Source organism: Vibrio sp. Makdt (assembly GCF_027587015.1).
Classification (GTDB): domain Bacteria; phylum Pseudomonadota; class Gammaproteobacteria; order Enterobacterales; family Vibrionaceae; genus Vibrio; species Vibrio chagasii_B.
In genome coordinates this window covers 54421-77199 of sequence record NZ_JAPPTH010000018.1, presented here as the reverse complement: position 1 = coordinate 77199, position 22779 = coordinate 54421, and the positions used below count along the sequence as shown (strand labels likewise).

The window sequence follows — 22779 nt, the reverse complement described above, 5'->3', positions numbered from 1 at the left end:
TTAAAAAAACGGGCCGTGTTTTTACAAACACGGCCCGCGGAAAATCAGAATTGTTGTTCTTTAATCTTCAAGTAACTTCTGCAGTAACACACCGTTGAGCATGGCGCGCTTGATCATAGCAAAAGCTCCCATCGTAGGATGTTTATCGATCTGTGATGCTACAATAGGCAGGCCGCTATGGAAAGTCGTTAGGGACTGATTCTCTACATTACGCTTAATTGCAGGGAAAACAATCTCTTGTGCCTTAGTAATATCACCAGCAATGATCACTTTTTGAGGGTTAAATAGGTTGATCGTCATGGCGATCGCTTTACCTAACTGGTTTCCTACTCGAACCAAGCTCTGCTTAGCTAATTCGTCACCATTCATTGCATGGTCGCAAACGTCTTGAATAGTAATACGCTCAAGTTCGGTTAAAGAAGACTCATAACCTTGTTTAATCAGCTTTTGCACGCGCTCTACGATTGCTGGATTCGCCGCTACCGTTTCAAGACAACCAAAGTTACCACATTGGCACTGTTCACCAAGTGGATCGATTTGGATATGACCGATTTCACCGACGTTACGGTTATGGCCTAAGAAAACCTGACCGTTAACGATAATACCCGCACCAGTACCGCGGTGAACACTCACTAAGATAGAGTCTTGGCTGTCTTGGCTCGCGCCAAAGTAGTGCTCCGCTAATGCCATTCCGCGAACATCGTTACCAACAAAACAAGCGACATGGAATGTGTCGCGAATAATGTCGCTCAATGCAAGGTTATCGATGTCTGTATTTGGCATGTACTCAACGACACCCGTCGTCGGGTTAACTAAGCCTGGAAGAGTTACGCCAATCGCAATCAGCTGATCGATTTTCGGTTGGTGCTCAGCAATGAAGGCCTTAAGCGTGTTGACCAAGCCCTGGGTAAGGTCTGATTGGTCTGAATAATTCAGGTCTTGCTGCTGGAAAGCCAATTCACGACCACCAAGGTCATGAAGGCTAACTTGAATATAGTCTCGACCTAAGCGCACAGCGATAGAGTGGAAAGGCTCTACTTCTGTGGTTAGAGAGATAGCGCGTCTACCGCCAGTAGACGCTTGCTGTGCGACCTCTTTGATTAGGCCGCGCTCTAATAATTGGCGGGTAATTTTTGTAACACTTGCCGGTGCGAGTTGGCTTACATCAGCCACTTGTATACGACTGATAGGCCCTTGTTGGTCTATTAGTCGGTATACCGCCGCACTGTTTAGTTGTTTAACTAAGTCTACGTTACCTATTTGTCCGCCATTCATACTTAATTGTGCTCGTATTGTCCATTAACAACAGTCGCTTTAACGTTAAAGTCTCGGTCAAATACAGCTAGGTTTGCAACCATGCCTTTTTTGATTCGACCTAGCTTGCTTTCTACACCGATAGCCGTAGCTGGGTATAGCGTAGCCATGCGAAGAGCTTCGTCTAAAGCGATACCAGCGTGCTCAACTGTATTCTGAACTGCTTCAATCATAGTCAGAGCTGAGCCGCCCAGTGTGCCGTTTTCATCAACACACTTACCATCTCGGTAATATACTTTCTTACCGACAAAAATAAAGTATTCCATGTCAGCACCTGCAGGAGCTGTGGCATCCGTCACTAATACCAACTTTTCTCCCTTGATTTTGTGCGCAATTCTGATGTTTGCGTAATCAACGTGGAAGCCGTCGGCGATGATGCCTGCGTATACTTCTGGCGTATCGTAAATTGCGCCAACCACACCTGGTTCACGACCAACCATAGGTGTCATTGCATTGAATAGGTGCGTTGCGAATGTGATACCAGATTCGAAACCTTGGCGTGCTTCTGCATAAGTTGCGTTGGTGTGACCGATAGAAACAACAACACCAGCTTTGTGCAGACGCTCGATATGCTCTGGGTCGTTCAGCTCAGGAGCCAGTGTTACTTTCGCAACAAGGTCGCTGTTCTCACAGATAAGCTCAATCATCTCGCTGTCAGACTTACGAATATGATCAACGCTGTGAATGCCTTTTTTTGCAACGTTTAGGTATGGACCTTCAAGGTGAAGACCTAAAGATTGGTTCTGGTATTGGTTGTGGTACTCACGAGCAGCTGTGATAACAGCGCGCATGTCTTCGTCTGAAGAAGTGATCAGAGTCGGTAAGAAGCTAGTACAGCCTGATTTTAGGTTGGCTTTGTGCATGATCTGCATTGTTTCTGCAGTGATCTCATCGTTCAGCATTACACCGCCACAACCATTAAGTTGTAGGTCAATGAAACCTGGACTTAGGTTTGCTCCGTCTAGGTCGCGAACCTCGATACCTTCCGGTAATTCAGAGATAGGGCAGACTTTTTTGATCAGTTCGTTTTCGATTACTACAGCATGATCGGTTAGAACATCACTACCAGTGTAAATTTTACAGTTACTTAGCGCGTACATAGTCAGCTAATCCTTATTTCGTCAGATCTTTTAAATTCGTTCGTTACCTAAATGTGGACTTAGTTTGCGAGCATCATTTACGTAACGATTTATCTTTTATGGGCAAACGGCTTCAAAAAGGGAAGCGATTTTAAGTGTTTGAAAAATATGTGAACAATTCATTGTTTTTATGATTATGGGTTAAGAAATATCAGTAAGTTAGCTGGCTTTTAAAGCTGAACATAACCCACTCTTGACCCAATAGTTAGATTTGGATTTTATCTATAAATGTCCATTTTTTTGAATGATAAAATAAGTTTTATGATCTCGCTAGCAAAAACCTCTGGATTTGGTAAAAACTGGTGATTACGATCACAAATGATAAGGTTTTAATTTGCGGAGCAAAATTAATTGAATACACTGAATAGGACTAAATTGAGCGACTAAAATAAGTTTCTCAAACGAATTCTAAAAAATCCTATAGGGGGAAACAACTGGTGAATATTCTAGGATATGCACAGAAGCTAGGTAAGGCGTTAATGCTACCTATCGCAACGCTTCCGATTGCGGCGCTTCTATTACGTTTAGGTCAAGGCGATCTACTTGATATTCCATTCATGGCGCAAGCTGGTGGTGCTATCTTCGGTAACCTACCATTGCTATTTGGTCTAGGTATCGCGATTGGTCTTTCTAAAGACGGTAACGGCGCAGCGGGTCTTGCTGGTGCAGTTGCTTACTTCGTTCTAACAGCGACAGCGACAACGATTAACGCTGACGTTAACATGTCTTTCTTCGGCGGTATCTTCGCAGGTATCATCGCGGGTCACTCTTACAACGCTTTCCATGCTACACGCCTTCCTGAGTGGCTGGCATTCTTCGCAGGTAAACGTTTAGTACCAATCATGGCTGGTCTATTTGCACTTGTTGCAGGTGCTGTATCTGGTGTGGTTTGGCCTGGTGTTCAATCTGGTCTAGACGCACTGGCTCACGCAGTATCAACGTCTGGCGCTATCGGTCAATTCGTTTACGGTACTCTTAACCGTGCACTTATCCCTGTAGGTCTACACCACGTATTGAACTCGTACTTCTGGTTCGGTATGGGTACATGTCAAGAAATCATCGTTGCTGGTCAAGGCGCATTCGCTAACATCACTCAACTTTGTGTTGACCCATCTCTAGCTAAAACTCTAGTTGTTGGCCAAGAGCACACATTCACATTCGCTAACTCTGTAACTCCAGAAATCACTACTGTTGTTAAAGAAGTTACTGACACTGTTAAGTCTGGCGACCTACACCGTTTCTTCGGTGGCGATAAAGGTGCAGGCGTATTCATGAACGGTTTCTTCCCAGTAATGATGTTCGGTCTACCAGGTGCTGCACTTGCAATGTACCTAGCAGCTCCTGCTGAAAAACGTAGCCAAGTTGGTGGTGCACTATTCTCAGTAGCATTCTGTTCATTCCTAACTGGTATCACAGAGCCGCTAGAATTCATGTTCGTATTCCTAGCTCCTGCTCTATACGCAATGCACGCAGTATTCACTGGTCTGTCTCTAGTTGTTGCTAACATGTTTGGTACTCTGCACGGTTTCGGTTTCTCTGCTGGTCTTATCGACTTCGTATTGAACTGGGGTCTAGCAACTAAACCTCTAGTACTTCTAGCAATCGGCCTTGGCTTCGGTGCTCTATACTTCTTCACTTTCTCTTTCGCAATCCGCGCTTTCAACCTGAAATCGCCAGGTCGTGAAGATGACGAAGAAGCTGCAGCTCCAGCTGGTGACGCTCCAAAAGGCGACCTTGCACGTCAATACCTGAAAGCTCTAGGTGGTCACGACAACCTAACTTCAATCGACGCTTGTATCACACGTCTACGTCTAACTCTTAAAGACCGCTCTGTTGCTGACGAAGCAGTTCTTAAGAAGCTAGGTGCTAAAGGTGTTGTGAAGCTAGGTGAAAACAACCTACAAGTTATCCTAGGCCCACTTGCTGAAATCGTAGCTGGCGAAATGAAAGCTATCGGCGCAGGTGAAGACCTATCTGATGTAAAACTTCCATAGTAAGGAAGTACTTAACTGAGCAGTCATTAATACTCTCAAGTAAGTGTCAAATTGAAGGCCTCCCATATGGGAGGCTTTTTTGTATCTGCAGTTTAAGGCTTTGGGATACGGTTCGTTCTATTCTTCATCGAATAGCAGAAATAATCGTAATTAACGGACGGTTCTTATTGTGCAAAGGCGAAGAATTGTGGATGATTAGCAACAATGATCTTTCTATCTAGAGCTGACGCTAAAAGTGGCGCTTGGCTAGGAGATAAAAGATAACTTTCTCTGACAATACTAAATACATAGAGGTGCTATAGATGAGTGAAGCTGAGGCTCGTCCATCGAATTTCATTCGCCAAATTATTGATAAAGATTTAGCGGATGGTACACACAGTAGCGTGCATACTCGTTTCCCGCCGGAGCCAAATGGTTACCTGCACATCGGTCACGCTAAATCTATTTGCTTGAATTTTGGTATTGCTCAGGACTACCAGGGACAATGTAATCTTCGTTTCGATGATACAAACCCTGAAAAAGAAGACGTTGAATACGTTGAGTCAATTAAGAATGATGTAAGCTGGTTAGGCTTCGAATGGTCTGGTGACATTTGTTACTCATCAAACTACTTCGATACGCTTTACGCTTATGCTGTCGAATTAATTAATAAAGGCTTAGCGTACGTTGACGAGCTAAGTCCTGAGCAGATCCGCGAATACCGTGGCACGCTAAAAGAGCCAGGTAAAGCAAGCCCATACCGCGACCGCAGCCCTGAAGAGAACCTAGCGTTATTTGAAAAAATGCGTGACGGTGGCTTTGAAGAAGGTAAAGCGTGTCTGCGTGCCAAGATCGACATGAGCTCGTCATTCATGGTAATGCGTGATCCTGTTATCTACCGTGTTCGTTTTGCTCACCACCATCAGACAGGTGACAAATGGTGCATTTACCCAATGTACGATTTCACTCACTGTATTTCTGATGCGCTGGAAGGTATTACGCACTCTATCTGTACTCTTGAATTCCAAGATAACCGTCGTTTGTACGACTGGGTTCTAGATAACATTACGATCGATTGCCAACCTCGTCAGTACGAGTTCAGCCGTCTGAATCTTGAATACACGGTGATGTCTAAGCGCAAACTAAACCAACTTGTGGTTGAAAACCTAGTTCAAGGTTGGGATGACCCACGTATGCCGACTATCTCTGGTTTACGTCGTCGTGGTTTCACTTCCGCGTCTATTCGTGAGTTCTGTAAGCGTATCGGTGTGACTAAACAAGAGAACATGATTGAGTTCGGTTCACTTGAGTCTTGTATCCGTGATGACTTGAACGAAAATGCACCACGTGCAATGGCTGTTCTAGACCCGGTTAAGATTGTGATTGAAAACTACGATGCAGACAAGGTAGAAACACTAACGGTTGCTAATCACCCGAACAAACCTGAAATGGGTACTCGTGAAGTACCGTTTACTCGTGAAGTTTGGATCGAGCGTGATGACTTCCGTGAAGAAGCAAACAAGAAGTACAAACGTTTGGTTCTAGGTAAAGAAGTTCGTCTACGTGGTGCTTACGTAATTAAAGCAGAGCGTATCGAGAAAGATGCAGAAGGCAACATTACAACTATCTTCTGTTCTTACGATGACGAAACGCTAGGTAAGAACCCGGCAGATGGCCGCAAAGTGAAGGGTGTTATCCACTGGGTATCTGCTGATAAAGCACTGCCAGCTGAGATTCGTCTATACGATCGTCTATTCACTGTTGCAAACCCAGCTGCTGCGGATGATTTCGCTGCAACGATCAACCCAGAGTCTCTGGTTAAGTTGAACGGTTTTGTAGAGCCTAGCCTAGCGGAGGCTGCTGCTGAGCAAGGTTTCCAATTTGAGCGTACAGGCTACTTCTGTGTCGATTCAAAAGACTCTAAAGCAGATGCGTTGGTATTCAACCGCACGGTTGGCCTACGTGATACTTGGGGTAAAGCTGAAGCATAATTGCTAACGCTAACAAGTTATCTAATAAAAAACCGGCCTAGTGTCGGTTTTTTTGTCACTGTATATCCTGCTTATGTGATATCAGATATCTTCAGGTCGAGAATTTGTGATTTCTCCAGTGCGGGAGTTGTACCAAAACACGTATTCCGCTCTGTCTGGGTTTCTGTGGTGACCCTCTGCGGTATAGATGTAGTAGCAAAGTGCTTGAGCGGTCTCTGAGCCACCCTCTTTAGTTAAAAAGGTTAGGTTTTGGCGGCGTGAGACAAAATCGAATCCATCAAAATTATCTCTATCTGTTGTGACGGTTAGATCGGTATTCATGATCGCGTCCCAAATAGCGACACACCCTTGATGACCTTTACCTATATTGTAGGGAGCGCCCATCGGAGAGTTTTTATCGACACCTAAAGGGTAGCCTTCATCATTCATATCCAATTGAGGGTTGCCGTTGGCATCTTCTCCAAAGCCAGGTAGGTCGTTCATTTCTGAATTACCGCCGCCATTCACAAGCCATTTGCTGTGAGCAAACGTAATCGCACTTTGAAACTGAGACTGAGCACCGTTGAAAATAGCAATTCGGCTATCACTTTGCAGATTTAAAAAGCGAGGAAGTGCAATAACAGAAAGCACGGTTATGATCACAATCACAACCAGTAGCTCTATCAAGGTAAATGCTTTTATATGCGGTCGCTTTCTGTATGAGTCGTTCATGATAGCTACAAATAAAAAACGCTGACCGAAGTCAGCGTTTTTTTAATTTTTCGGTTTGTGCGCGTCTGGGTTACCTTTGCAATCACCCGTCATGCTTTTACCGTAAAGGTATAAACTGTGGTTCGTTAGCTGAACGTTGTAACGCTTCGCTATCTCTTTTTGTCTCTCTTCGATGATGTCATCAGAGAACTCGATAACTTCGCCACAATCTAGACATACTAGGTGATCGTGGTGGTGCTGTGTTGAAAGTTCGAATACAGACTTACCGCCTTCAAAATGGTGGCGAGTTACAATGCCAGCGTCATCGAATTGGTTTAATACTCGATAAACGGTCGCAAGCCCGATCTCTTCACCTAAGTCGATCAGCTTTTTATATAAATCTTCAGCACTAATATGTTGGCAGTCTGGTTGTTGTAATACTTCTAAAATTTTGAGCCTTGGGAGGGTCACTTTAAGACCAGCATCTTTTAGCGCTTGATTATTGTCTGACATATACTTTCCTGTTGATGATCTGCAGCAATTAACAGAATTCAATATTAATACCATTATAGTTTAGTCAGGCATAACAATAAACCACGAACTTCAAAGGGTTACTAATCAACATCACAATCTGTTTTGTAAATTGGAAGTATCTCACTTATAGTGGAGGTACGACCAGTCAGGGTGGCGGTAATTCTAATATGAACACGGAATGTTGTTATGAATAAGCAACTTGCAAAAATATACAAACCAAACATCGTAAAATTCGCTCTTAATATTTGGCCTCCATTTTGGGGAGCAGGGATAAAGATAGCCCATATTAGTTCGGATTTTAGGGTAGTAAAAACAGTGCTTAAGTTACGCTGGTGGAATAAAAATGCCAATCGTACTCAGTATGGCGGTAGCATATTTTCCCTCACGGATCCTGTTTACTCATTGATGTTAATGGGAATTTTAGGTGAAAGGTATTATGTGTGGGACAAAGAGGCGAGCATTAACTTCATCAAACCTGGTCAGTCGGATTTGTATGCAGACTTTGAAATAAGCCAAGGTCAGCTTGACGAAATCTACCGTCAGACTCAACTTGGTGAGAAGTGTTTTCCTGAGTTTATAATTTATGTCAAAGATAAACAGGGTAATGTGGTTTCAGAAATTCAGCGTACGCTTTATGTCAGAAAGAAGCCACAATTCAGAGATGATGACGAAGCACTAGAAGCAGAGTGCTAATTTAGACAGACAGAACTTATATAGACAAATAGAAAAAAACCTCCAATTAGGAGGTTTTTTAATATCTAGAGAGTTGTCACTAATTGTAACAATGGACAACTACCAGAGAATTAGTCTTCAAGCTCTGCTAGGCACATCTCTTCGTGGATTTGTTTAACCCAGTTAGATACACGCTCATCAGTTAGCTCTGGTTGACGGTCTTCGTCGATACATAGACCAACGAATTGGCTGTCATCGCCTTCAACTAGACCTTTAGATGCTTCGAACTCGTAGCCTTCAGTAGAAGTGTAACCTAGGATAGTACCGCCTTTCGCTTCAACGATGTCACGGATAGTACCCATAGCATCACAGAAGTATTCTGCGTAATCTTCTTGGTCACCACAACCAAAGATAGCAACAAGCTTAGTTGAGAAATCAATAGCTTCTAGCTCTGGGAAGAAATCATCCCAATCACATTGTGCTTCGCCGTAGTACCACGTAGGGATACCAAGCAGCAGTAGATCGAAGTTATCGATATCTTCTTTGCTGCTTTTTGCAATGTCTTGAACGTGAACGAGCTGTTTGCTCAATTGCTTTTGAATCATCTTAGCAACAGCTTCAGTGTTACCTGTATCGCTACCAAAGAAGAGACCTACACTTGCCATAGAATCATTACCTTTCATTTTGTCTGTTGTCGGTGTAATAAAGTTCGGAGGGGAATCGTTAGATCCCAGTTCCTTCCCAGCTTAGTTGGATTATCCCTTTGGCGATAAAACCTGCACAGCCAAGGAAAAGTACTAACCACACAATGCGACGACCAAATGGAGGAACATTTCCTTGCTTGAGAACGTCCTTAATTGCCATACCGATCAAAAAGAAAATCGCGGCAAATAGGAGATCTAAACCAACAGATTCAATGATGTTCATGTAGTCGTAAAGCATGGGAACCTTATATACCAATTTTGCTTGGGCGCACTATATCACTGTTGCGAGATAAAGTTAATGTGCAGTGATTACTCAGCTCTCATTTATCTGCATGAAAAAGCGCACTTAAGCGATGAATTTTCGAATTGCTCTCAGCACTTCAGCTGGCTTTTCTGCGTGTAGCCAGTGGCCGGTATTCGCAATAACGTGCGCCTTTGCGTTAGAAAATTGCTGTTGGACCGCAGTTTGGTGCTCAGCCGTGAGGTAGTCCGAATCCCCACCTTTTATTAGTAAGGTTTTGACTGAGGTTTTGTCGATCGGTTCCCAACCAATAATGTGTGGGTAGTTGCTCAGTAACGAAGCGACGTTAAAGCGCCACTCCATAATGCCTTCTTCTGACTTGAATAGTGATTTTGTTAAGAATTGGCGAACACCGTCTATTTCGATATGTTTGGCGAGCACTTTAAGTGCTTCGGCACGAGATCCTGGCTTTTCTTCAATTACTGCTTGCAGGCCTGCGAATACGTTGTCGTGACGGCTTTGGGTGTAAGCGACTGGTGCCATGTCCAATACAATCAGTTTACGCAGCTCTAGGTGTTGGGTTAGCGCCATAGCAACTTTTCCGCCCATCGAGTGACCAATGACAGTGACGTCATTCAGCTCGAGATCTTTCAACAGTTGAGCGACATCTTGTGCCATCGCTTGGTAATTATGGGTATCACTGTGGAAGGATTGTCCATGGTTACGAAGATCGATACTCAGTACCTGATGATCGGTTTTTAGATCCCTGGCTAACAAGCCTAGGTTGTCCAGATTACCGAATAATCCATGGATCAAAACTATGGTGTGACCCTCACCTTCGATTTTATAGTTGAGCTGTACTGACATTTTTATCTTATTCATGGTGGGTTTGACGTAGAGTATCCGCGCGGATCTCGCTATAATCCCCCTGAGTTTAAACATTGAGATTGTGAAAAGCGAATGAAAACAATTGAGGTTGATGAGGACCTATACCGTTTTATTGCGGGTCAGACAGAACGTATTGGCGAAAGCGCTTCAGATATTCTGCGCCGCTTGTTACAGGTTGATAGCCAAGGCATGGCTCCGATCGAAGAGATCGTAGAGCCGAAAGGTATCGTTGTTAGCAAAGAGGTAGGCTTTACTCCAGAGAAGTTCGATGGCGTTAAAGAAATGCGCTCACTACTAATATCAGATGAGTTTGCATCATTAAAGAAAGCCATTGATCGTTTCATGCTGGTGTTATCAACACTGCATAAAATCGACCCTTTAAGCTTTTCAGAAGCAACTCAAGTGAAAGGCCGCAAGCGTGTTTACTTTGCAGACAACGAAGCGACGTTACTAGCAAACGGTAACACGACTAAGCCTAAAGCCATTCCACAAAGTCCTTTTTGGGTTATTACAAATAATAATACTAGCCGCAAAAGACAGATGGTTGAGCAGCTTATGAGCCGCATGAATTTCCAAGCAGAATTGATTGAAAAAGTAACAGGTTCAATTTAACGAAATCTGATTTAAACCTCATAATATCCATGGATAAGAAGATATTATGAGGTTTTTTTGTTTTTAAATTTTATATATATAAGGATGTCGAAAAATGGCTATGCACCCTCGTGCTGGGCAAAAAGCTCAGCAGGAAGATCTTCATAATATTCCGGCTTTAGTGGCTAACTATTTCTTACAGCAACCGGATGCGACTAACCCAGATCACAAGGTACTATTCGGTACTTCAGGTCACCGCGGTACAGCAGACAAATCAACATTTAACGAAAACCACATTTTAGCGATTGCACAAGCAGTGGCTGAGGTGCGTGCTGAGCAGGGTACAACAGGCCCGCTTTTCTTAGGTAAAGATACGCACGCGCTATCTGAACCTGCATTTTCTACGGTAATCGAAGTACTTGTAGCGAACGGTGTTGAAGTTATTATTCAAGAAAACAACGGCTTTACTCCAACACCTGGTATCTCGCATGCGATTCTTACGCACAACCTAGTGAATGACAAAAAAGCCGACGGCATCGTTATCACACCTTCACACAACCCACCTCAAGATGGCGGTATCAAATACAACCCGACACACGGTGGTCCTGCTGAAGCTGAATTGACTCAAGCGATTGAAGACCGTGCGAACGTGATCATTGCTGAGCAAATGCAAGGTGTAAAACGCACTCCTATCGCACAGGCTAAACAGTCTGAGTTAGTGAAAGAAGTCGATCTTGTTGCTCCATACGTTGCTGACTTGGTGAACGTGGTTGATATGGAAGCGATCCAGAAAGCGAACATCAAAATTGGTGTTGATCCACTGGGCGGCAGCGGTATTGATTACTGGCGTCAAATTGGTAAAGCGTACAACCTAGATCTTACTTTGGTAAGTGAAGCGGTTGACCCTTCATTCCAATTCATGTCTCTAGATAAAGATGGCGTGGTTCGTATGGACTGTTCTTCGCCATACGCAATGGCAGGTTTGCTTGCACTTAAAGATGAATACGCGCTAGCGTTTGGTAACGACCCTGATTACGATCGCCACGGCATTGTTACACCTAAAGGCCTAATGAACCCAAACCACTTCCTAGCGGTTTGTATCGATTACCTATACCGTAACCGTGAAGGTTGGGGTAAAGAGGTTGCTGTTGGTAAAACTTTGGTATCAAGCGCATTGATCGACCGTGTAGTAGCAGACTTAGGTCGTGAACTTTGTGAAGTGCCAGTTGGTTTCAAATGGTTCGTTGATGGCCTTTACAACGGTCAGTTTGGTTTCGGTGGTGAGGAGAGTGCAGGTGCATCTTTCTTACGTAAAGACGGTACGCCTTGGTCAACAGATAAAGATGGCCTAATTCTTTGCCTACTTGCTGCTGAGATCACAGCCGTTACAGGTAAGAACCCACAAGAATACTACGAAAAACTGGCTGCTAAACACGGTGAATCTAAGTACAACCGTATTCAAGCGGTAGCAAATGGCGCACAAAAAGACGTGCTGAAAAAGCTATCTCCAGAGATGGTTTCTGCTGAAACGCTTGCTGGCGATGCGATTACTGCTCGCTTAACGCATGCTCCTGGTAATGGCGCTGCGATTGGTGGCCTTAAAGTGACCACTGAGAACGGTTGGTTCGCTGCTCGTCCATCAGGCACTGAAGACATCTACAAGATCTACTGTGAAAGCTTTAAAGGTGAAGAGCACCTAAAAGCAATCGAAGCAGAAGCTCAAGAGATTGTTAACCAAGTATTTGCCGCTGCAGGTCTATAATCGAATACGATTCATAGAGTTATAAAGCAAATAATCGAAGGGTTGATGTGAAAGCATCAGCCCTTTTTATTTGTCTGTGAGTAAGTGGCTAGACTAAGTCAGTTGAATGACGAATGGATTAGCCGTGTGGCCAACTTTGTGGCATCACAAACCAGAATTGACCAGACTTAGTTTGCCCGTGAACAAAGCGGTCACCAAATTCGGTGATAGGTTCACCGCTGAAATCATCCGTTCCTGCGGCCCATTGCTCTTTGTTTAGAGGATAGAGTGTTTCGGTGATCAAGTGAGCCTGATTTTGATAACACCAAAATCCATTTACTTGGCTTGGGTTAATGCTGTAGCCCAAACATTCTGTAGGTATATTTTGTTCTAGAAATGGGTTGGTATAGAGGCGACCTTGCATCAGAAGATGTTTTGAGTCGACATCGATCTCCGGGTACTGCTCAACACAGGCGTTTGAAGAGGACATACCAAGTTGATGGCAGAGCATCCTATCGAGCTTCTTGTCCAATTGGTCGTGAGAATTGGGACCAAACCATGTTTGCTCATGAAGTAGGTAAAACTTAATTGCCACTTCCCAGTGTTCTAATTTTTGGCTGCTCGTGTCTTCCAGGATAAAGTCGATTGCGCCAAGTGTTCGTCCCTCAACATTAATCTGAATCTCATCGTGCTTGATTGAATAATTATCCGAAGTCATGATGACTTGTTCACATAAGTGTTGGTAGAGGAAACCTAATCTAGGGTTACCATTATAAATATGTGACTCGTCGAGTGCTTGGTGGTTTGAGAATACACTGAGATCAGAAATGGGCGGCTTGATTTCCAGTAGTGGTGGTGAGCAAATCACCCATTGGTAAAAACGTTGCAGTTCAGTCATCGGTTCCTCGTAAACTTTAGTCATCTGTTCTTAATAAACAGAGGGCAGGGCTTTCGACATTCTACCCGTAAATTGATATAACGACGTTATTATAAAGGTGAGCTGGAAATAAAAATGAATAACTTACAGTTAGAAAAGCTACTGAACGAAAAACTGCAGCCACAGCAGATTAAAGATTACTGCCCAAACGGCCTTCAAGTTGAAGGTGCTCCTGAGGTCAAGCGCATCGTCACTGGTGTAACGGCTTCGCAAGCTTTGATTAATAAAGCGGTTGAGCTAAAGGCTGATGCTTTGTTGGTTCATCACGGTTTCTTTTGGAAAGGTGAGTCAGAGGCAATTCGTGGCATGAAGGGCAAACGCATTCGCACTCTGATTAAGAATGACATTAACCTTTTGGGTTATCACTTACCTCTCGATATCCATCCTGAACTTGGTAACAACGCCAAACTCGCTGAACTGCTTGATATTGAAGTAGAAGGTGGCTTGGAAGGGCACCCACAATCGGTTGCTATGTTTGGTAGATTAAAGACACCGATGACCGGTGCTGAGTTTGCGGCAAAAATTGATCAAGTACTGAATCGTAAGCCGCTACATATTGCTCCTGAAAACGCAGATAAAATGATTGAAACGGTAGGTTGGTGTACTGGCGGCGGTCAAGATTACATTGAACTTGCAGCCTCTCAAGGTATCGACGCATTTATCTCTGGTGAAATTTCTGAGCGCACAACTTACTCGGCTCGCGAGCAAGACATCCATTATTTTGCTGCAGGTCACCATGCGACAGAACGCTACGGCGTGAAGGCACTAGGTGAGTGGTTAGCAAAAGAGCACGGCTTGGATGTTGAGTTTATCGATATCGATAATCCAGTGTAAAAACAGATGCTAGATGAGGGATACGAGCAAATAGTGTTCGTCATTCCCCAGACTGACGAAGGAGGGAGTAGAGAATTTTTTTGGGCTATCTACTCGTTGAATGAGATCCCCAACTCACTCGTCCCTCGTTTTTGGGGATGACGGCATAGTTTGCTCCTATAGTCATTCCTTAGACTGACGAAGGAAAGAGTAGGGAATCTTTTTGGGCTATCTATTCGTTGAATGAGATCCCCAACTCACTCGTCCCTCACTCTTAGGTATAACGAGCAACTATAAATTTGTATCTGTCGATGTTATGCGCGAGTCAGAGCGTTAAAGAGTCATATCCGAATCCGTCATTCCCTAGACTGACGAAGGAGTGAGTAGGGAAACTCTTTGGGCTATCTAATCGTTGAATAAGATCCCCAACTCGCTCATTCCTCGCTCTTAGGTATAACGAGCACCTATAAATTTGTATCCGTCGATGTGATGCGCGAGTCAGAACGTTAAACGGTCATATCCGAATCCGTCATTCCCTAGACTGACGAAGGAAGGAGTAGGGAATCTCTTTGGGCTATCTACTCGTTGAATAAGATCCCCAACTCACTCGTTCCTCGCTCTTGAGGATGACAGTGTTGCGAGCACATAAAAGAAAAGGGTTGATGCGAAAGCATCAACCCTTTTTAACAATCATACTTTAATCGCAATTATTCACGTTCGTGAAGTGCTTTAAAGTCACGTTGCTCTTCACCAGTGTATAGCTGACGAGGACGACCGATACGGTTTGTCGGATCGCTGTGCATTTCGTTCCAGTGTGCAATCCAACCGATAGTACGAGACATCGCGAAGATTACTGTAAACATAGACACTGGAATGCCGATCGCTTTCAGAATGATACCTGAGTAGAAGTCTACGTTCGGGTATAGCTTCTTAGACACAAAGTATTCATCAGACAGAGCGATACGTTCAAGTTCCATTGCTACGTCAAGTAGTGGATCTTGGATGTTTAGCTCTTTAAGTACTTCGTGACACGCTTCGCGCATTACTGTTGCACGTGGATCGTAGTTCTTGTAAACGCGGTGACCGAAGCCCATCAAACGGAATGGGTCATCTTTGTCTTTCGCTTTTGCAACATACTCTTCGATGTTATCTACGCTACCGATCTCTTCAAGCATACGTAGACACGCTTCGTTTGCACCGCCGTGAGCTGGGCCCCAAAGTGACGCGATACCAGCTGCGATACACGCAAACGGGTTAGCACCAGATGAACCAGATAGACGTACTGTCGATGTAGAAGCGTTTTGTTCGTGATCAGCGTGTAGAGTGAAAATCTTATCCATTGCACGAGCTACGATAGGGTTTACTTCGTACTCTTCACATGGGTTTGCGAACATCATGTGTAAGAAGTTTTCTGCGTAGCCTAGGTCGTTACGTGGGTAGATAAACGGCTGACCGATTGAATATTTGTAACACATTGCTGCCAGTGTTGGCATTTTTGAAATTAGGCGGTAAGCCGCAATTTCACGGTGTGTATCGTTGTTGATATCAAGTGAGTCGTGGTAGAACGCTGCTAAAGCGCCTACAACACCACACATTACAGCCATTGGGTGAGCATCACGACGGAAGCCGTGGAAGAAACTAGCAATTTGCTCGTGAACCATAGTGTGACGTGTCACGGTAGTCTTGAACTTTTCGTATTCAGCTCGAGATGGGGCTTCACCGTAAAGAAGTATGTAACATACTTCTAAGTAATCAGCGTTATTGGCAAGTTGGTCAATTGGATAACCACGGTGTAAAAGGATACCTTTACCACCGTCAATAAAAGTGATTTGAGACTCACAAGATGCAGTGGCAAGAAAACCAGGGTCAAAAGTGAAAAAACCATTAGAACCTAGTGTACGAACATCGATCACTGGAGTACCTAGTACACCTTCTGTAATCGGCAGCTCGATTGGCGCTTGACCTTCAATGTGAAGGGTAGCTTTCTTATCCGCCATAACAATCTCCTTTGTTTATTATTTAATCCGTCCAGGATGTTTATGTGCCATTTTTTTACTGGTCTTACGTGGGAAAGTCAATTTTTCTGCAGCTTTGTGTGCACTTGTTAGTGTTTTTTACATTAAATTCGTTAAAAATCTGGTCTGTGTAGCATTATTTGTTACATCAATTGTATTAGAATGTTGCCGACCGTATAGTGGCGATGAAAAATTTGGTTAAAACCTTATAAATGCAAGGCTAAGAAGAAATGTGAGGTGTCTATCTTAATCTTGTTGTTAACAATTATTTTACAATTATCTAAGGCTCAACTTCAGTTATTTGTTAAGTTAATGTTAAATTTTGAAGGTTTGCGATCAAATTTTGTCCATAACAATATCATAAGGTTATTTAATGACCATAATGCTCAATGGAGCTGAGTGAGCAAGCCCGTGAAAGAAAGAAAGACAAGACCTGTTAATTTAGATTTACAGACCATCCACTTTCCGATCACTGCAATAGCTTCCATCCTACACCGTGTGTCTGGGGTGATTACTTTTGTTGCGATTGGAATTTTGCTTTGGTTACTATCCATTTCCCTCTCATCCCCAGTAGGCTTTATGGAAGCTAGCGACATTGTCGACGGTTTCTTCGTGAAGTTTATTCTGTGGGGCATTTTAACCGCTTTGGCTTACCACATTGCTGGTGGTATTCGTCACCTTCTTATGGACTTAGGTCACTTTGAAGAGCTGGAATCTGGCGCGAAGAGCGCTAAGGTTGCATTCGCAGCGACAGCGGTATTGTCTCTACTAGCGGGGATCTTAGTATGGTAAACAACGTTTCGACATTTGGCCGTAATGGCGTTCACGATTTCTTATTGATTCGTGCAACTGCAATCATTATGACGCTATATACAATTTATTTGGTGAGCTTTTGTGCCTTCACCGATATCTCTTACGTATCATGGACTCAGTTCTTTGGTGGAACTTTCACTAAAGTATTTACCATGTTAGCGCTTACTTCGGTTCTTGTTCACGCTTGGATCGGCCTATGGCAAGTGCTAACCGACTACATCAAGTGCGCTAAACTGCGTGTTGGCCTTCAAGTAGGTGTAGTTGCGGTTCTTCTTGGATATTTCTTCTCTGGTCTGTTTATTTTGTGGGGTGCGTAAGTGACTATTCCTGTTCGTGAGTTTGATGCCGTAGTTATCGGCGCTGGTGGTGCAGGTATGCGTGCCGCACTGCAAATTTCAGAGCAAGGCCTATCATGTGCATTGCTTTCTAAAGTTTTCCCAACTCGTTCTCATACCGTATCTGCTCAAGGTGGTATTACGGTTGCGCTAGGTAATGCGCACGAAGATCACTGGGAACAACATATGTATGACACAGTAAAAGGTTCTGATTACATCGGTGACCAAGATGCTATCGAATACATGTGTAAAAATGGCCCAGAATCAGTTATCGAACTAGAAAAGATGGGTCTTCCATTTTCTCGTTTCGACAACGGCACCATTTACCAACGTCCTTTTGGTGGCCAATCGAAAAACTTTGGTGGTGAGCAAGCGGCTCGTACCGCTGCAGCAGCTGACCGTACTGGTCACGCATTGCTACACACGCTTTACCAACAAAACATTAAGCACAAAACAACCGTGTTCTCTGAGTGGTACGCGCTTGATCTTGTGAAGAATGAAGACGGTGCCATTCTTGGTACAACAGCACTTTGCATGGAAACAGGCGAAGTATGCTACTTCAAAGCGAAAGCAACGATCCTAGCGACTGGCGGTGCTGGTCGTATCTACGCATCGACAACTAACGCACACATCAATACTGGTGACGGTGTTGGTATGGCGATTCGTGCTGGCGTTCCAATGCAAGATATCGAAATGTGGCAGTTCCACCCAACGGGTATTGCTGGCGCAGGTGTTCTTGTAACAGAAGGCTGTCGTGGTGAAGGTGGTTACCTTCTAAATAAAGACGGCGAACGTTTCATGGAACGTTACGCTCCAAACGCGAAAGACTTAGCGGGTCGTGACGTTGTTGCTCGTTCAATGATGGTCGAAATTCGTGAAGGTCGTGGTTGTGACGGTCCTTGGGGGCCACATATCAAGCTGAAACTTGACCACCTAGGTAAAGAGACACTTGAATCTCGTCTACCAGGTGTATGTGAACTGTCGCGTACATTCGCACACGTTGATCCAGTAAAAGAGCCAATCCCAGTAATCCCAACATGTCACTACATGATGGGTGGTGTACCGACACAAGTTTCTGGCCAAGCGATTAAGCAGGGTACAGATGGTAGCGATGTAGAAGTACAAGGTCTATTCGCTTGTGGTGAGATTGCTTCAGTATCCGTACACGGTGCTAACCGTCTAGGTGGTAACTCACTGCTTGATTTGGTTGTATTCGGTCGTGCTACAGGTCTACACCTAGGTGAGACTCTGAAGAAGCAAGCTGATGCGAAACCTGCAACGGAAGAAGATATCGCTCGTTCTCTAGAGCGCTACAACCGTTGGGAAAACAGCACAGACGGCGAAGATCCAGCGCAGATCCGTAAAGATCTACAGCAATGTATGCAGAACAACTTCTCTGTATTCCGCGAAGGTAAAGCAATGGCTGACGGCCTAGAAGAGCTTAAAGCAATTCGTGAGCGTCTGAAGAATGCACACCTTTCAGATAAGTCTACTGAGTTCAACACGCAGCGTATTGAGTGTCTAGAGCTTGAAAACCTAATGGAAACAGCTTACGCGACGGCTGTAGCGGCAAACTACCGCACAGAGAGTCGTGGTGCACATGCTCGTTTTGACTTCCCTGATCGTGATGATGAGCAATGGCTATGCCACACGCTTTACAATCCTGAGTCAGAAAGCATGACTAAGCGTAACGTAAACATGGAACCTATCCATCGTGAAGCGTTCCCGCCAAAAGCACGTACGTACTAAGGAGACATGACCATGAAACTGAATTTCTCTTTATACCGTTACAATCCAGATGTCGACCAAAAGCCTTACATGAAGGAATACACCCTAGAGGTGGATGAAGGTTCAGACATGATGCTTCTGGATGCGCTTATTCTACTGAAAGAACAAGATCCAACAATCGCATTCCGCCGCTCATGCCGTGAGGGTGTATGTGGTTCGGATGGTCTGAACATGAACGGTAAAAACGGTCTAGCGTGTATCACGCCTCTATCTGCGCTGAAAGGCGATAAGATCGTGATTCGCCCGCTGCCAGGTTTACCTGTTGTTCGTGACCTGATTGTTGATATGACTCAGTTCTACGATAACTACGAAAAAGTAAAACCATTCCTAGTGTCTGATGGCAATGTACCACCGGCACGTGAAAACTTACAAAGCCCTGATGAGCGTGCTCATTTAGATGGACTGTACGAATGTATCATGTGTGCATGTTGTACAACGTCATGCCCATCGTTCTGGTGGAACCCTGACAAGTTCATCGGACCAGCAGGCCTACTTGCCGCGTACCGTTGGCTAATTGATAGCCGAGATACAGCGACAGATGAACGTTTGTCTGATCTTGATGATGCATTTAGCGTTTTTCGTTGCCATGGCATCATGAATTGTGTAAGTGTTTGTCCTAAGGGATTAAATCCGACGAAAGCGATTGGTCACATCAAGACCATGTTAGTGAATCGTTCGGTTTAAGTTACAAAAAAATTGCCGCCCTAGAAGTTTTGGGGCGGCCTTTTAATAGCTCGGCATAGACCGCAGCAAACGTGAAAACTACTGGTTAAGGGAAAATATGCACAACGGCGTGATGAAGGCATGGCTCGAGTCTTCACACTTGGCTGGCGCCAATGCAACGTACGTAGAAGAACTCTATGAACTGTATCTAAGTGACCCCGATTCGGTAAGTGACGAATGGAGAAGTGTTTTTGAAGAATTGCCTGTGCAAGCTTCAGAAGCGGTGGAACAACCACACTCTCGTGTTCGTGAATACTTCCGTCGACTCGCTCAAGAAACAAAGCATTACAGTGTCCAAGTTAGTGATCCAGATGTCGATGCGAAACAAGTAAAAGTTCTGCAACTGATTAATGCTTATCGATTCCGAGGGCATCAAGCAGCAAATCTAGACCCCCTAGGTTTATGGAAGAGAGCGACAGTTGATGAACTGGACCCTTCTTTCCACACTCTTACCGAAGAAGACCTCAATGAGACGTTTAACGTCGGCTCTTACGCGATTGGCCAAGAGACGATGGTGCTTAAAGATTTACACAAATCTCTAAAGCAAACCTATTGTGGTTCAATTGGTGCTGAATACATGCACATGACTAATACAGAGCAAAAACGTTGGATTCAACAACGTTTAGAGTCTGTGTCTGGTCAACCCTCTTTCAACAAAGAAGAAAAGCAAGCTTTCCTAGAAGAGCTAACCGCTGCTGAAGGTCTTGAGCGCTATCTTGGTGCGAAATTCCCAGGCGCGAAACGTTTCTCGTTGGAAGGTGGTGATGCACTTATCCCAATGACGAAAGAGATCATTCGTCACGCTGGTGGACAAGGCATGCGTGAAGTCGTTGTTGGTATGGCTCACCGTGGTCGTCTAAACATGTTGGTTAACGTGCTTGGTAAAAAGCCGCAAGACCTGTTTGACGAGTTCGCGGGTAAGCACGACGAAACGTGGGGTACTGGTGATGTTAAATACCACCAAGGCTTCTCTGCGGATTTCGCGACACCAGGTGGCAACGTTCACTTAGCACTAGCATTTAACCCATCACACTTAGAAATCGTAAACCCAGTGGTTATCGGTTCAGTACGTGCACGTCAAGATCGCCTAGGTGATACTGATGGTAGCCGTGTACTGCCAATCACTATTCACGGTGACTCAGCAATCGCTGGTCAGGGTGTTGTGCAAGAGACGTTTAACATGTCTCAAGCTCGTGGTTTCTGTGTAGGTGGTACGGTTCGTATCGTTGTAAATAACCAAGTTGGTTTTACAACGTCTAACCCTCGCGACACACGCTCTACGATGTACTGTACCGATATCGCTAAGATGGTACAGGCTCCGATTTTCCACGTTAATGCTGATGATCCAGAAGCGGTTGCCTTTGTTGCTCGCTTAGCACTGGATTACCGTAATACTTTCAAACGTGATGTTGTTATCGACCTAGTTTGTTACCGTCGCCACGGTCACAACGAAGCCGATGAGCCGAACGCAACTCAGCCTTTGATGTACCAAAAAATCAAGAAGCACCCAACACCACGTAAGCTTTACGCTGACGTGCTAATGGAGCGCGGTGAGTTTGGTATTGATACGGCAACTCAGCTGGTTAACGAATATCGTGACGCACTTGATCACGGTGAAGTTGTGGTTAAAGAGTGGCGTCCAATGGCACTTCACTCTGTAGACTGGTCTCCTTACCTAGGTCACGACTGGAATATTGATTGGGACAACAAAGTTGATATTGAGCGTCTAAAAGACCTTGGTACTAAGATTTGCCAATACCCAGAGAGCCACAAACTGCAAAGCCGAGTAAATAAACTGTACAACGATCGTACTGCCATGGTGGATGGTGAGAAACAAGTCGATTGGGGTATGGCTGAAACTCTGGCGTATGCAACACTTGTTGATGATGGCAAGCGTATTCGTATCTCCGGCCAAGATTCAGGCCGTGGTACCTTCTTCCACCGTCACTCAGTACTGCACAACCAATCAGACGCAAGCACGTATGTTCCTCTTGCGAACATTCATGATAAGCAGGGTCCATTCCAAGTATTTGACTCGGTATTGTCTGAAGAAGCAGTGTTAGCGTTCGAGTATGGTTACGCAACAGCAGAGCCAAGCGGTCTAACCCTTTGGGAAGCACAATTTGGTGATTTCGCAAACGGTGCGCAAGTGGTTATCGACCAATTTATTTCGTCAGGTGAGCAAAAGTGGGCACGTCTATGTGGCTTGACTATGCTGCTTCCTCACGGCTATGAAGGCCAAGGCCCAGAGCACTCTTCTGCGCGTCTTGAGCGTTACCTTCAATTGTGTGCTGAACAAAATATGCAGGTTGTTGTTCCTTCAACACCGGCTCAGGTTTACCACATGATTCGTCGTCAGGTAGTTCGACCAATGCGTCGTCCTCTGATTGTAATGTCACCTAAGTCATTGCTTCGTCACCCGCTGTGTACGTCTTCTCTAGAAGACCTAGCAGAAGGTACGTTCCAACCAGCTATCGCAGAGATTGACGATATCGCTCCTGAGAACGTAAAACGCGTCGTATTCTGTTCAGGTAAGGTTTACTTCGACCTACTTGACCAAAGACGTAAGAACGAGCAAGACGACGTTGCTATTGTTCGTATTGAGCAGCTATACCCATTCCCTTACGAGGATGTTCGCGCTGCAATTGCACAATACACAAATGTCGTTGATTACGTTTGGTGTCAAGAAGAGCCTCAGAACCAAGGTGCTTGGTACAGCAGCCAACATAACTTCCGAGCTGCTATCCCAGTAGGCGCTGATATTCAATACGCAGGTCGTCCTGCATCAGCATCACCAGCTGTAGGCTATATGTCGGTACACTTGAAACAACAAAAAGCGTTAGTAGATGACGCTCTGACCCTACCAAAGAACTAGAA

The 22779-nt window shown here is 44.6% G+C and carries 20 protein-coding genes; 11 read left to right on the top strand and 9 right to left on the bottom strand.

The window, feature by feature from the left end; genetic code table 11:
- Positions 1 to 60 precede the first annotated feature (60 nt).
- Both nagC and nagA read right to left on the bottom strand, forming a co-directional pair.
- Positions 61 to 1275: a DNA-binding transcriptional regulator NagC gene (gene nagC, locus OH460_RS19730; RefSeq protein WP_061034162.1), complete on the bottom strand. Its 1215-nt coding sequence runs from the start codon at positions 1273 to 1275 to the stop codon at positions 61 to 63.
- Positions 1276 to 1277: 2 nt separating this feature from the next.
- Positions 1278 to 2414 carry an N-acetylglucosamine-6-phosphate deacetylase gene (gene nagA, locus OH460_RS19725; protein ID WP_008223817.1) on the bottom strand — a complete coding sequence of 379 codons (1137 nt, stop codon included), beginning with the start codon at positions 2412 to 2414 and terminating at the stop codon, positions 1278 to 1280.
- Positions 2415 to 2890: 476 nt separating this feature from the next.
- On the opposite strand from nagA, the gene nagE reads away from it, so the two are divergent.
- On the top strand, positions 2891 to 4447 hold the full coding sequence (gene nagE / locus OH460_RS19720; RefSeq protein ID WP_032498767.1) for an N-acetylglucosamine-specific PTS transporter subunit IIBC: 1557 nt from the start codon (positions 2891 to 2893) through the stop codon (positions 4445 to 4447).
- Positions 4448 to 4749: 302 nt separating this feature from the next.
- Positions 4750 to 6417 carry a glutamine--tRNA ligase gene (gene glnS / locus OH460_RS19715; RefSeq protein WP_061034161.1) on the top strand — a complete coding sequence of 556 codons (1668 nt, stop codon included), beginning with the start codon at positions 4750 to 4752 and terminating at the stop codon, positions 6415 to 6417.
- An 81-nt stretch (positions 6418 to 6498) separates the two neighbouring features.
- Here glnS and OH460_RS19710 read toward each other — a convergent pair whose 3' ends face one another.
- Together OH460_RS19710 and fcrX are read right to left on the bottom strand one after the other, a co-directional pair.
- Positions 6499 to 7128, bottom strand: a complete 630-nt coding sequence (locus OH460_RS19710) for a pilus assembly FimT family protein (RefSeq protein ID WP_269999235.1) — start codon at positions 7126 to 7128, stop codon at positions 6499 to 6501.
- 42 nt (positions 7129 to 7170) lie between these two features.
- Positions 7171 to 7620: a ferric iron uptake transcriptional regulator FcrX gene (gene fcrX, locus OH460_RS19705; RefSeq protein ID WP_004737897.1), complete on the bottom strand. Its 450-nt coding sequence runs from the start codon at positions 7618 to 7620 to the stop codon at positions 7171 to 7173.
- 207 nt (positions 7621 to 7827) lie between these two features.
- Here fcrX and OH460_RS19700 point away from each other — a divergent pair, with 207 nt between their 5' ends.
- On the top strand, positions 7828 to 8334 hold the full coding sequence (locus OH460_RS19700; RefSeq protein WP_004737898.1) for a DUF4442 domain-containing protein: 507 nt from the start codon (positions 7828 to 7830) through the stop codon (positions 8332 to 8334).
- Between the two features lie 110 nt (positions 8335 to 8444).
- Here OH460_RS19700 and fldA read toward each other — a convergent pair whose 3' ends face one another.
- The 3 genes from fldA to OH460_RS19685 form a co-directional block, all read right to left on the bottom strand.
- Positions 8445 to 8978: a flavodoxin FldA gene (gene fldA, locus OH460_RS19695; protein ID WP_004737899.1), complete on the bottom strand. Its 534-nt coding sequence runs from the start codon at positions 8976 to 8978 to the stop codon at positions 8445 to 8447.
- Positions 8979 to 9036: 58 nt separating this feature from the next.
- Positions 9037 to 9255 carry a DUF2788 domain-containing protein gene (locus tag OH460_RS19690; RefSeq protein ID WP_004737900.1) on the bottom strand — a complete coding sequence of 73 codons (219 nt, stop codon included), beginning with the start codon at positions 9253 to 9255 and terminating at the stop codon, positions 9037 to 9039.
- Positions 9256 to 9363: 108 nt separating this feature from the next.
- Entirely contained in the window at positions 9364 to 10125 is a 762-nt protein-coding gene (locus OH460_RS19685) for an alpha/beta fold hydrolase (protein WP_269999234.1), read from the bottom strand.
- A gap of 93 nt (positions 10126 to 10218) precedes the next feature.
- On the opposite strand from OH460_RS19685, the gene seqA reads away from it, so the two are divergent.
- Both seqA and pgm read left to right on the top strand, forming a co-directional pair.
- Complete coding sequence (gene seqA, locus OH460_RS19680) at positions 10219 to 10758, top strand: replication initiation negative regulator SeqA (RefSeq protein ID WP_017061953.1); 540 nt, start codon at positions 10219 to 10221, stop codon at positions 10756 to 10758.
- A 94-nt stretch (positions 10759 to 10852) separates the two neighbouring features.
- Positions 10853 to 12499: a phosphoglucomutase (alpha-D-glucose-1,6-bisphosphate-dependent) gene (gene pgm, locus OH460_RS19675; protein WP_269999233.1), complete on the top strand. Its 1647-nt coding sequence runs from the start codon at positions 10853 to 10855 to the stop codon at positions 12497 to 12499.
- A gap of 118 nt (positions 12500 to 12617) precedes the next feature.
- Here the strand turns inward: pgm and OH460_RS19670 are convergent, their stop codons facing one another.
- Positions 12618 to 13376 carry a DUF1853 family protein gene (locus OH460_RS19670; protein WP_269999232.1) on the bottom strand — a complete coding sequence of 253 codons (759 nt, stop codon included), beginning with the start codon at positions 13374 to 13376 and terminating at the stop codon, positions 12618 to 12620.
- Positions 13377 to 13490: 114 nt separating this feature from the next.
- Here OH460_RS19670 and OH460_RS19665 point away from each other — a divergent pair, with 114 nt between their 5' ends.
- Positions 13491 to 14249 (top strand): Nif3-like dinuclear metal center hexameric protein, encoded by a 759-nt coding sequence (locus tag OH460_RS19665; RefSeq protein ID WP_269999231.1) that lies wholly within the window; start codon positions 13491 to 13493, stop codon positions 14247 to 14249.
- A 686-nt stretch (positions 14250 to 14935) separates the two neighbouring features.
- On the opposite strand, the gene OH460_RS19660 is transcribed toward OH460_RS19665, so the two are convergent.
- Complete coding sequence (locus OH460_RS19660; RefSeq protein ID WP_061034157.1) at positions 14936 to 16225, bottom strand: citrate synthase; 1290 nt, start codon at positions 16223 to 16225, stop codon at positions 14936 to 14938.
- Positions 16226 to 16642: 417 nt separating this feature from the next.
- On the opposite strand from OH460_RS19660, the gene sdhC reads away from it, so the two are divergent.
- From sdhC to sucA, 5 genes are all read left to right on the top strand, one after another.
- The gene (sdhC, locus tag OH460_RS19655) at positions 16643 to 17035 is read left to right on the top strand and encodes a succinate dehydrogenase cytochrome b556 subunit (RefSeq protein WP_019820486.1); all 393 of its coding nucleotides are present in this window, start codon (positions 16643 to 16645) and stop codon (positions 17033 to 17035) included.
- Entirely contained in the window at positions 17029 to 17373 is a 345-nt protein-coding gene (gene sdhD, locus OH460_RS19650) for a succinate dehydrogenase, hydrophobic membrane anchor protein (protein WP_004737911.1), read from the top strand. The genes sdhC and sdhD overlap by 7 nt, the downstream gene beginning before the upstream one ends.
- The gene (gene sdhA / locus OH460_RS19645) at positions 17374 to 19140 is read left to right on the top strand and encodes a succinate dehydrogenase flavoprotein subunit (protein ID WP_269999230.1); all 1767 of its coding nucleotides are present in this window, start codon (positions 17374 to 17376) and stop codon (positions 19138 to 19140) included.
- Between the two features lie 12 nt (positions 19141 to 19152).
- Positions 19153 to 19863: a succinate dehydrogenase iron-sulfur subunit gene (locus OH460_RS19640; protein ID WP_008221173.1), complete on the top strand. Its 711-nt coding sequence runs from the start codon at positions 19153 to 19155 to the stop codon at positions 19861 to 19863.
- 97 nt (positions 19864 to 19960) lie between these two features.
- Positions 19961 to 22777 (top strand): 2-oxoglutarate dehydrogenase E1 component, encoded by a 2817-nt coding sequence (sucA, locus tag OH460_RS19635; RefSeq protein ID WP_269999229.1) that lies wholly within the window; start codon positions 19961 to 19963, stop codon positions 22775 to 22777.
- Positions 22778 to 22779: the final 2 nt, after the last annotated feature.

Bases quoted from the DNA above. Each gene is read 5' to 3' on its own strand.
- nagC (WP_061034162.1), bottom strand. From the start codon at position 1,275: ATGAATGGCGGACAAATAGGTAACGTAGACTTAGTTAAACAACTAAAC.
- nagA (WP_008223817.1), bottom strand. From the start codon at position 2,414: ATGTACGCGCTAAGTAACTGTAAAATTTACACTGGTAGTGATGTTCTA.
- glnS (WP_061034161.1), top strand. From the start codon at position 4,750: ATGAGTGAAGCTGAGGCTCGTCCATCGAATTTCATTCGCCAAATTATT.
- OH460_RS19710 (WP_269999235.1), bottom strand. From the start codon at position 7,128: ATGAACGACTCATACAGAAAGCGACCGCATATAAAAGCATTTACCTTG.
- fcrX (WP_004737897.1), bottom strand. From the start codon at position 7,620: ATGTCAGACAATAATCAAGCGCTAAAAGATGCTGGTCTTAAAGTGACC.
- OH460_RS19700 (WP_004737898.1), top strand. From the start codon at position 7,828: ATGAATAAGCAACTTGCAAAAATATACAAACCAAACATCGTAAAATTC.
- fldA (WP_004737899.1), bottom strand. From the start codon at position 8,978: ATGGCAAGTGTAGGTCTCTTCTTTGGTAGCGATACAGGTAACACTGAA.
- OH460_RS19690 (WP_004737900.1), bottom strand. From the start codon at position 9,255: ATGCTTTACGACTACATGAACATCATTGAATCTGTTGGTTTAGATCTC.
- OH460_RS19685 (WP_269999234.1), bottom strand. From the start codon at position 10,125: ATGTCAGTACAGCTCAACTATAAAATCGAAGGTGAGGGTCACACCATA.
- seqA (WP_017061953.1), top strand. From the start codon at position 10,219: ATGAAAACAATTGAGGTTGATGAGGACCTATACCGTTTTATTGCGGGT.
- pgm (WP_269999233.1), top strand. From the start codon at position 10,853: ATGGCTATGCACCCTCGTGCTGGGCAAAAAGCTCAGCAGGAAGATCTT.
- OH460_RS19670 (WP_269999232.1), bottom strand. From the start codon at position 13,376: ATGACTGAACTGCAACGTTTTTACCAATGGGTGATTTGCTCACCACCA.
- OH460_RS19665 (WP_269999231.1), top strand. From the start codon at position 13,491: ATGAATAACTTACAGTTAGAAAAGCTACTGAACGAAAAACTGCAGCCA.
- OH460_RS19660 (WP_061034157.1), bottom strand. From the start codon at position 16,225: ATGGCGGATAAGAAAGCTACCCTTCACATTGAAGGTCAAGCGCCAATC.
- sdhD (WP_004737911.1), top strand. From the start codon at position 17,029: ATGGTAAACAACGTTTCGACATTTGGCCGTAATGGCGTTCACGATTTC.
- OH460_RS19640 (WP_008221173.1), top strand. From the start codon at position 19,153: ATGAAACTGAATTTCTCTTTATACCGTTACAATCCAGATGTCGACCAA.
- sucA (WP_269999229.1), top strand. From the start codon at position 19,961: ATGCACAACGGCGTGATGAAGGCATGGCTCGAGTCTTCACACTTGGCT.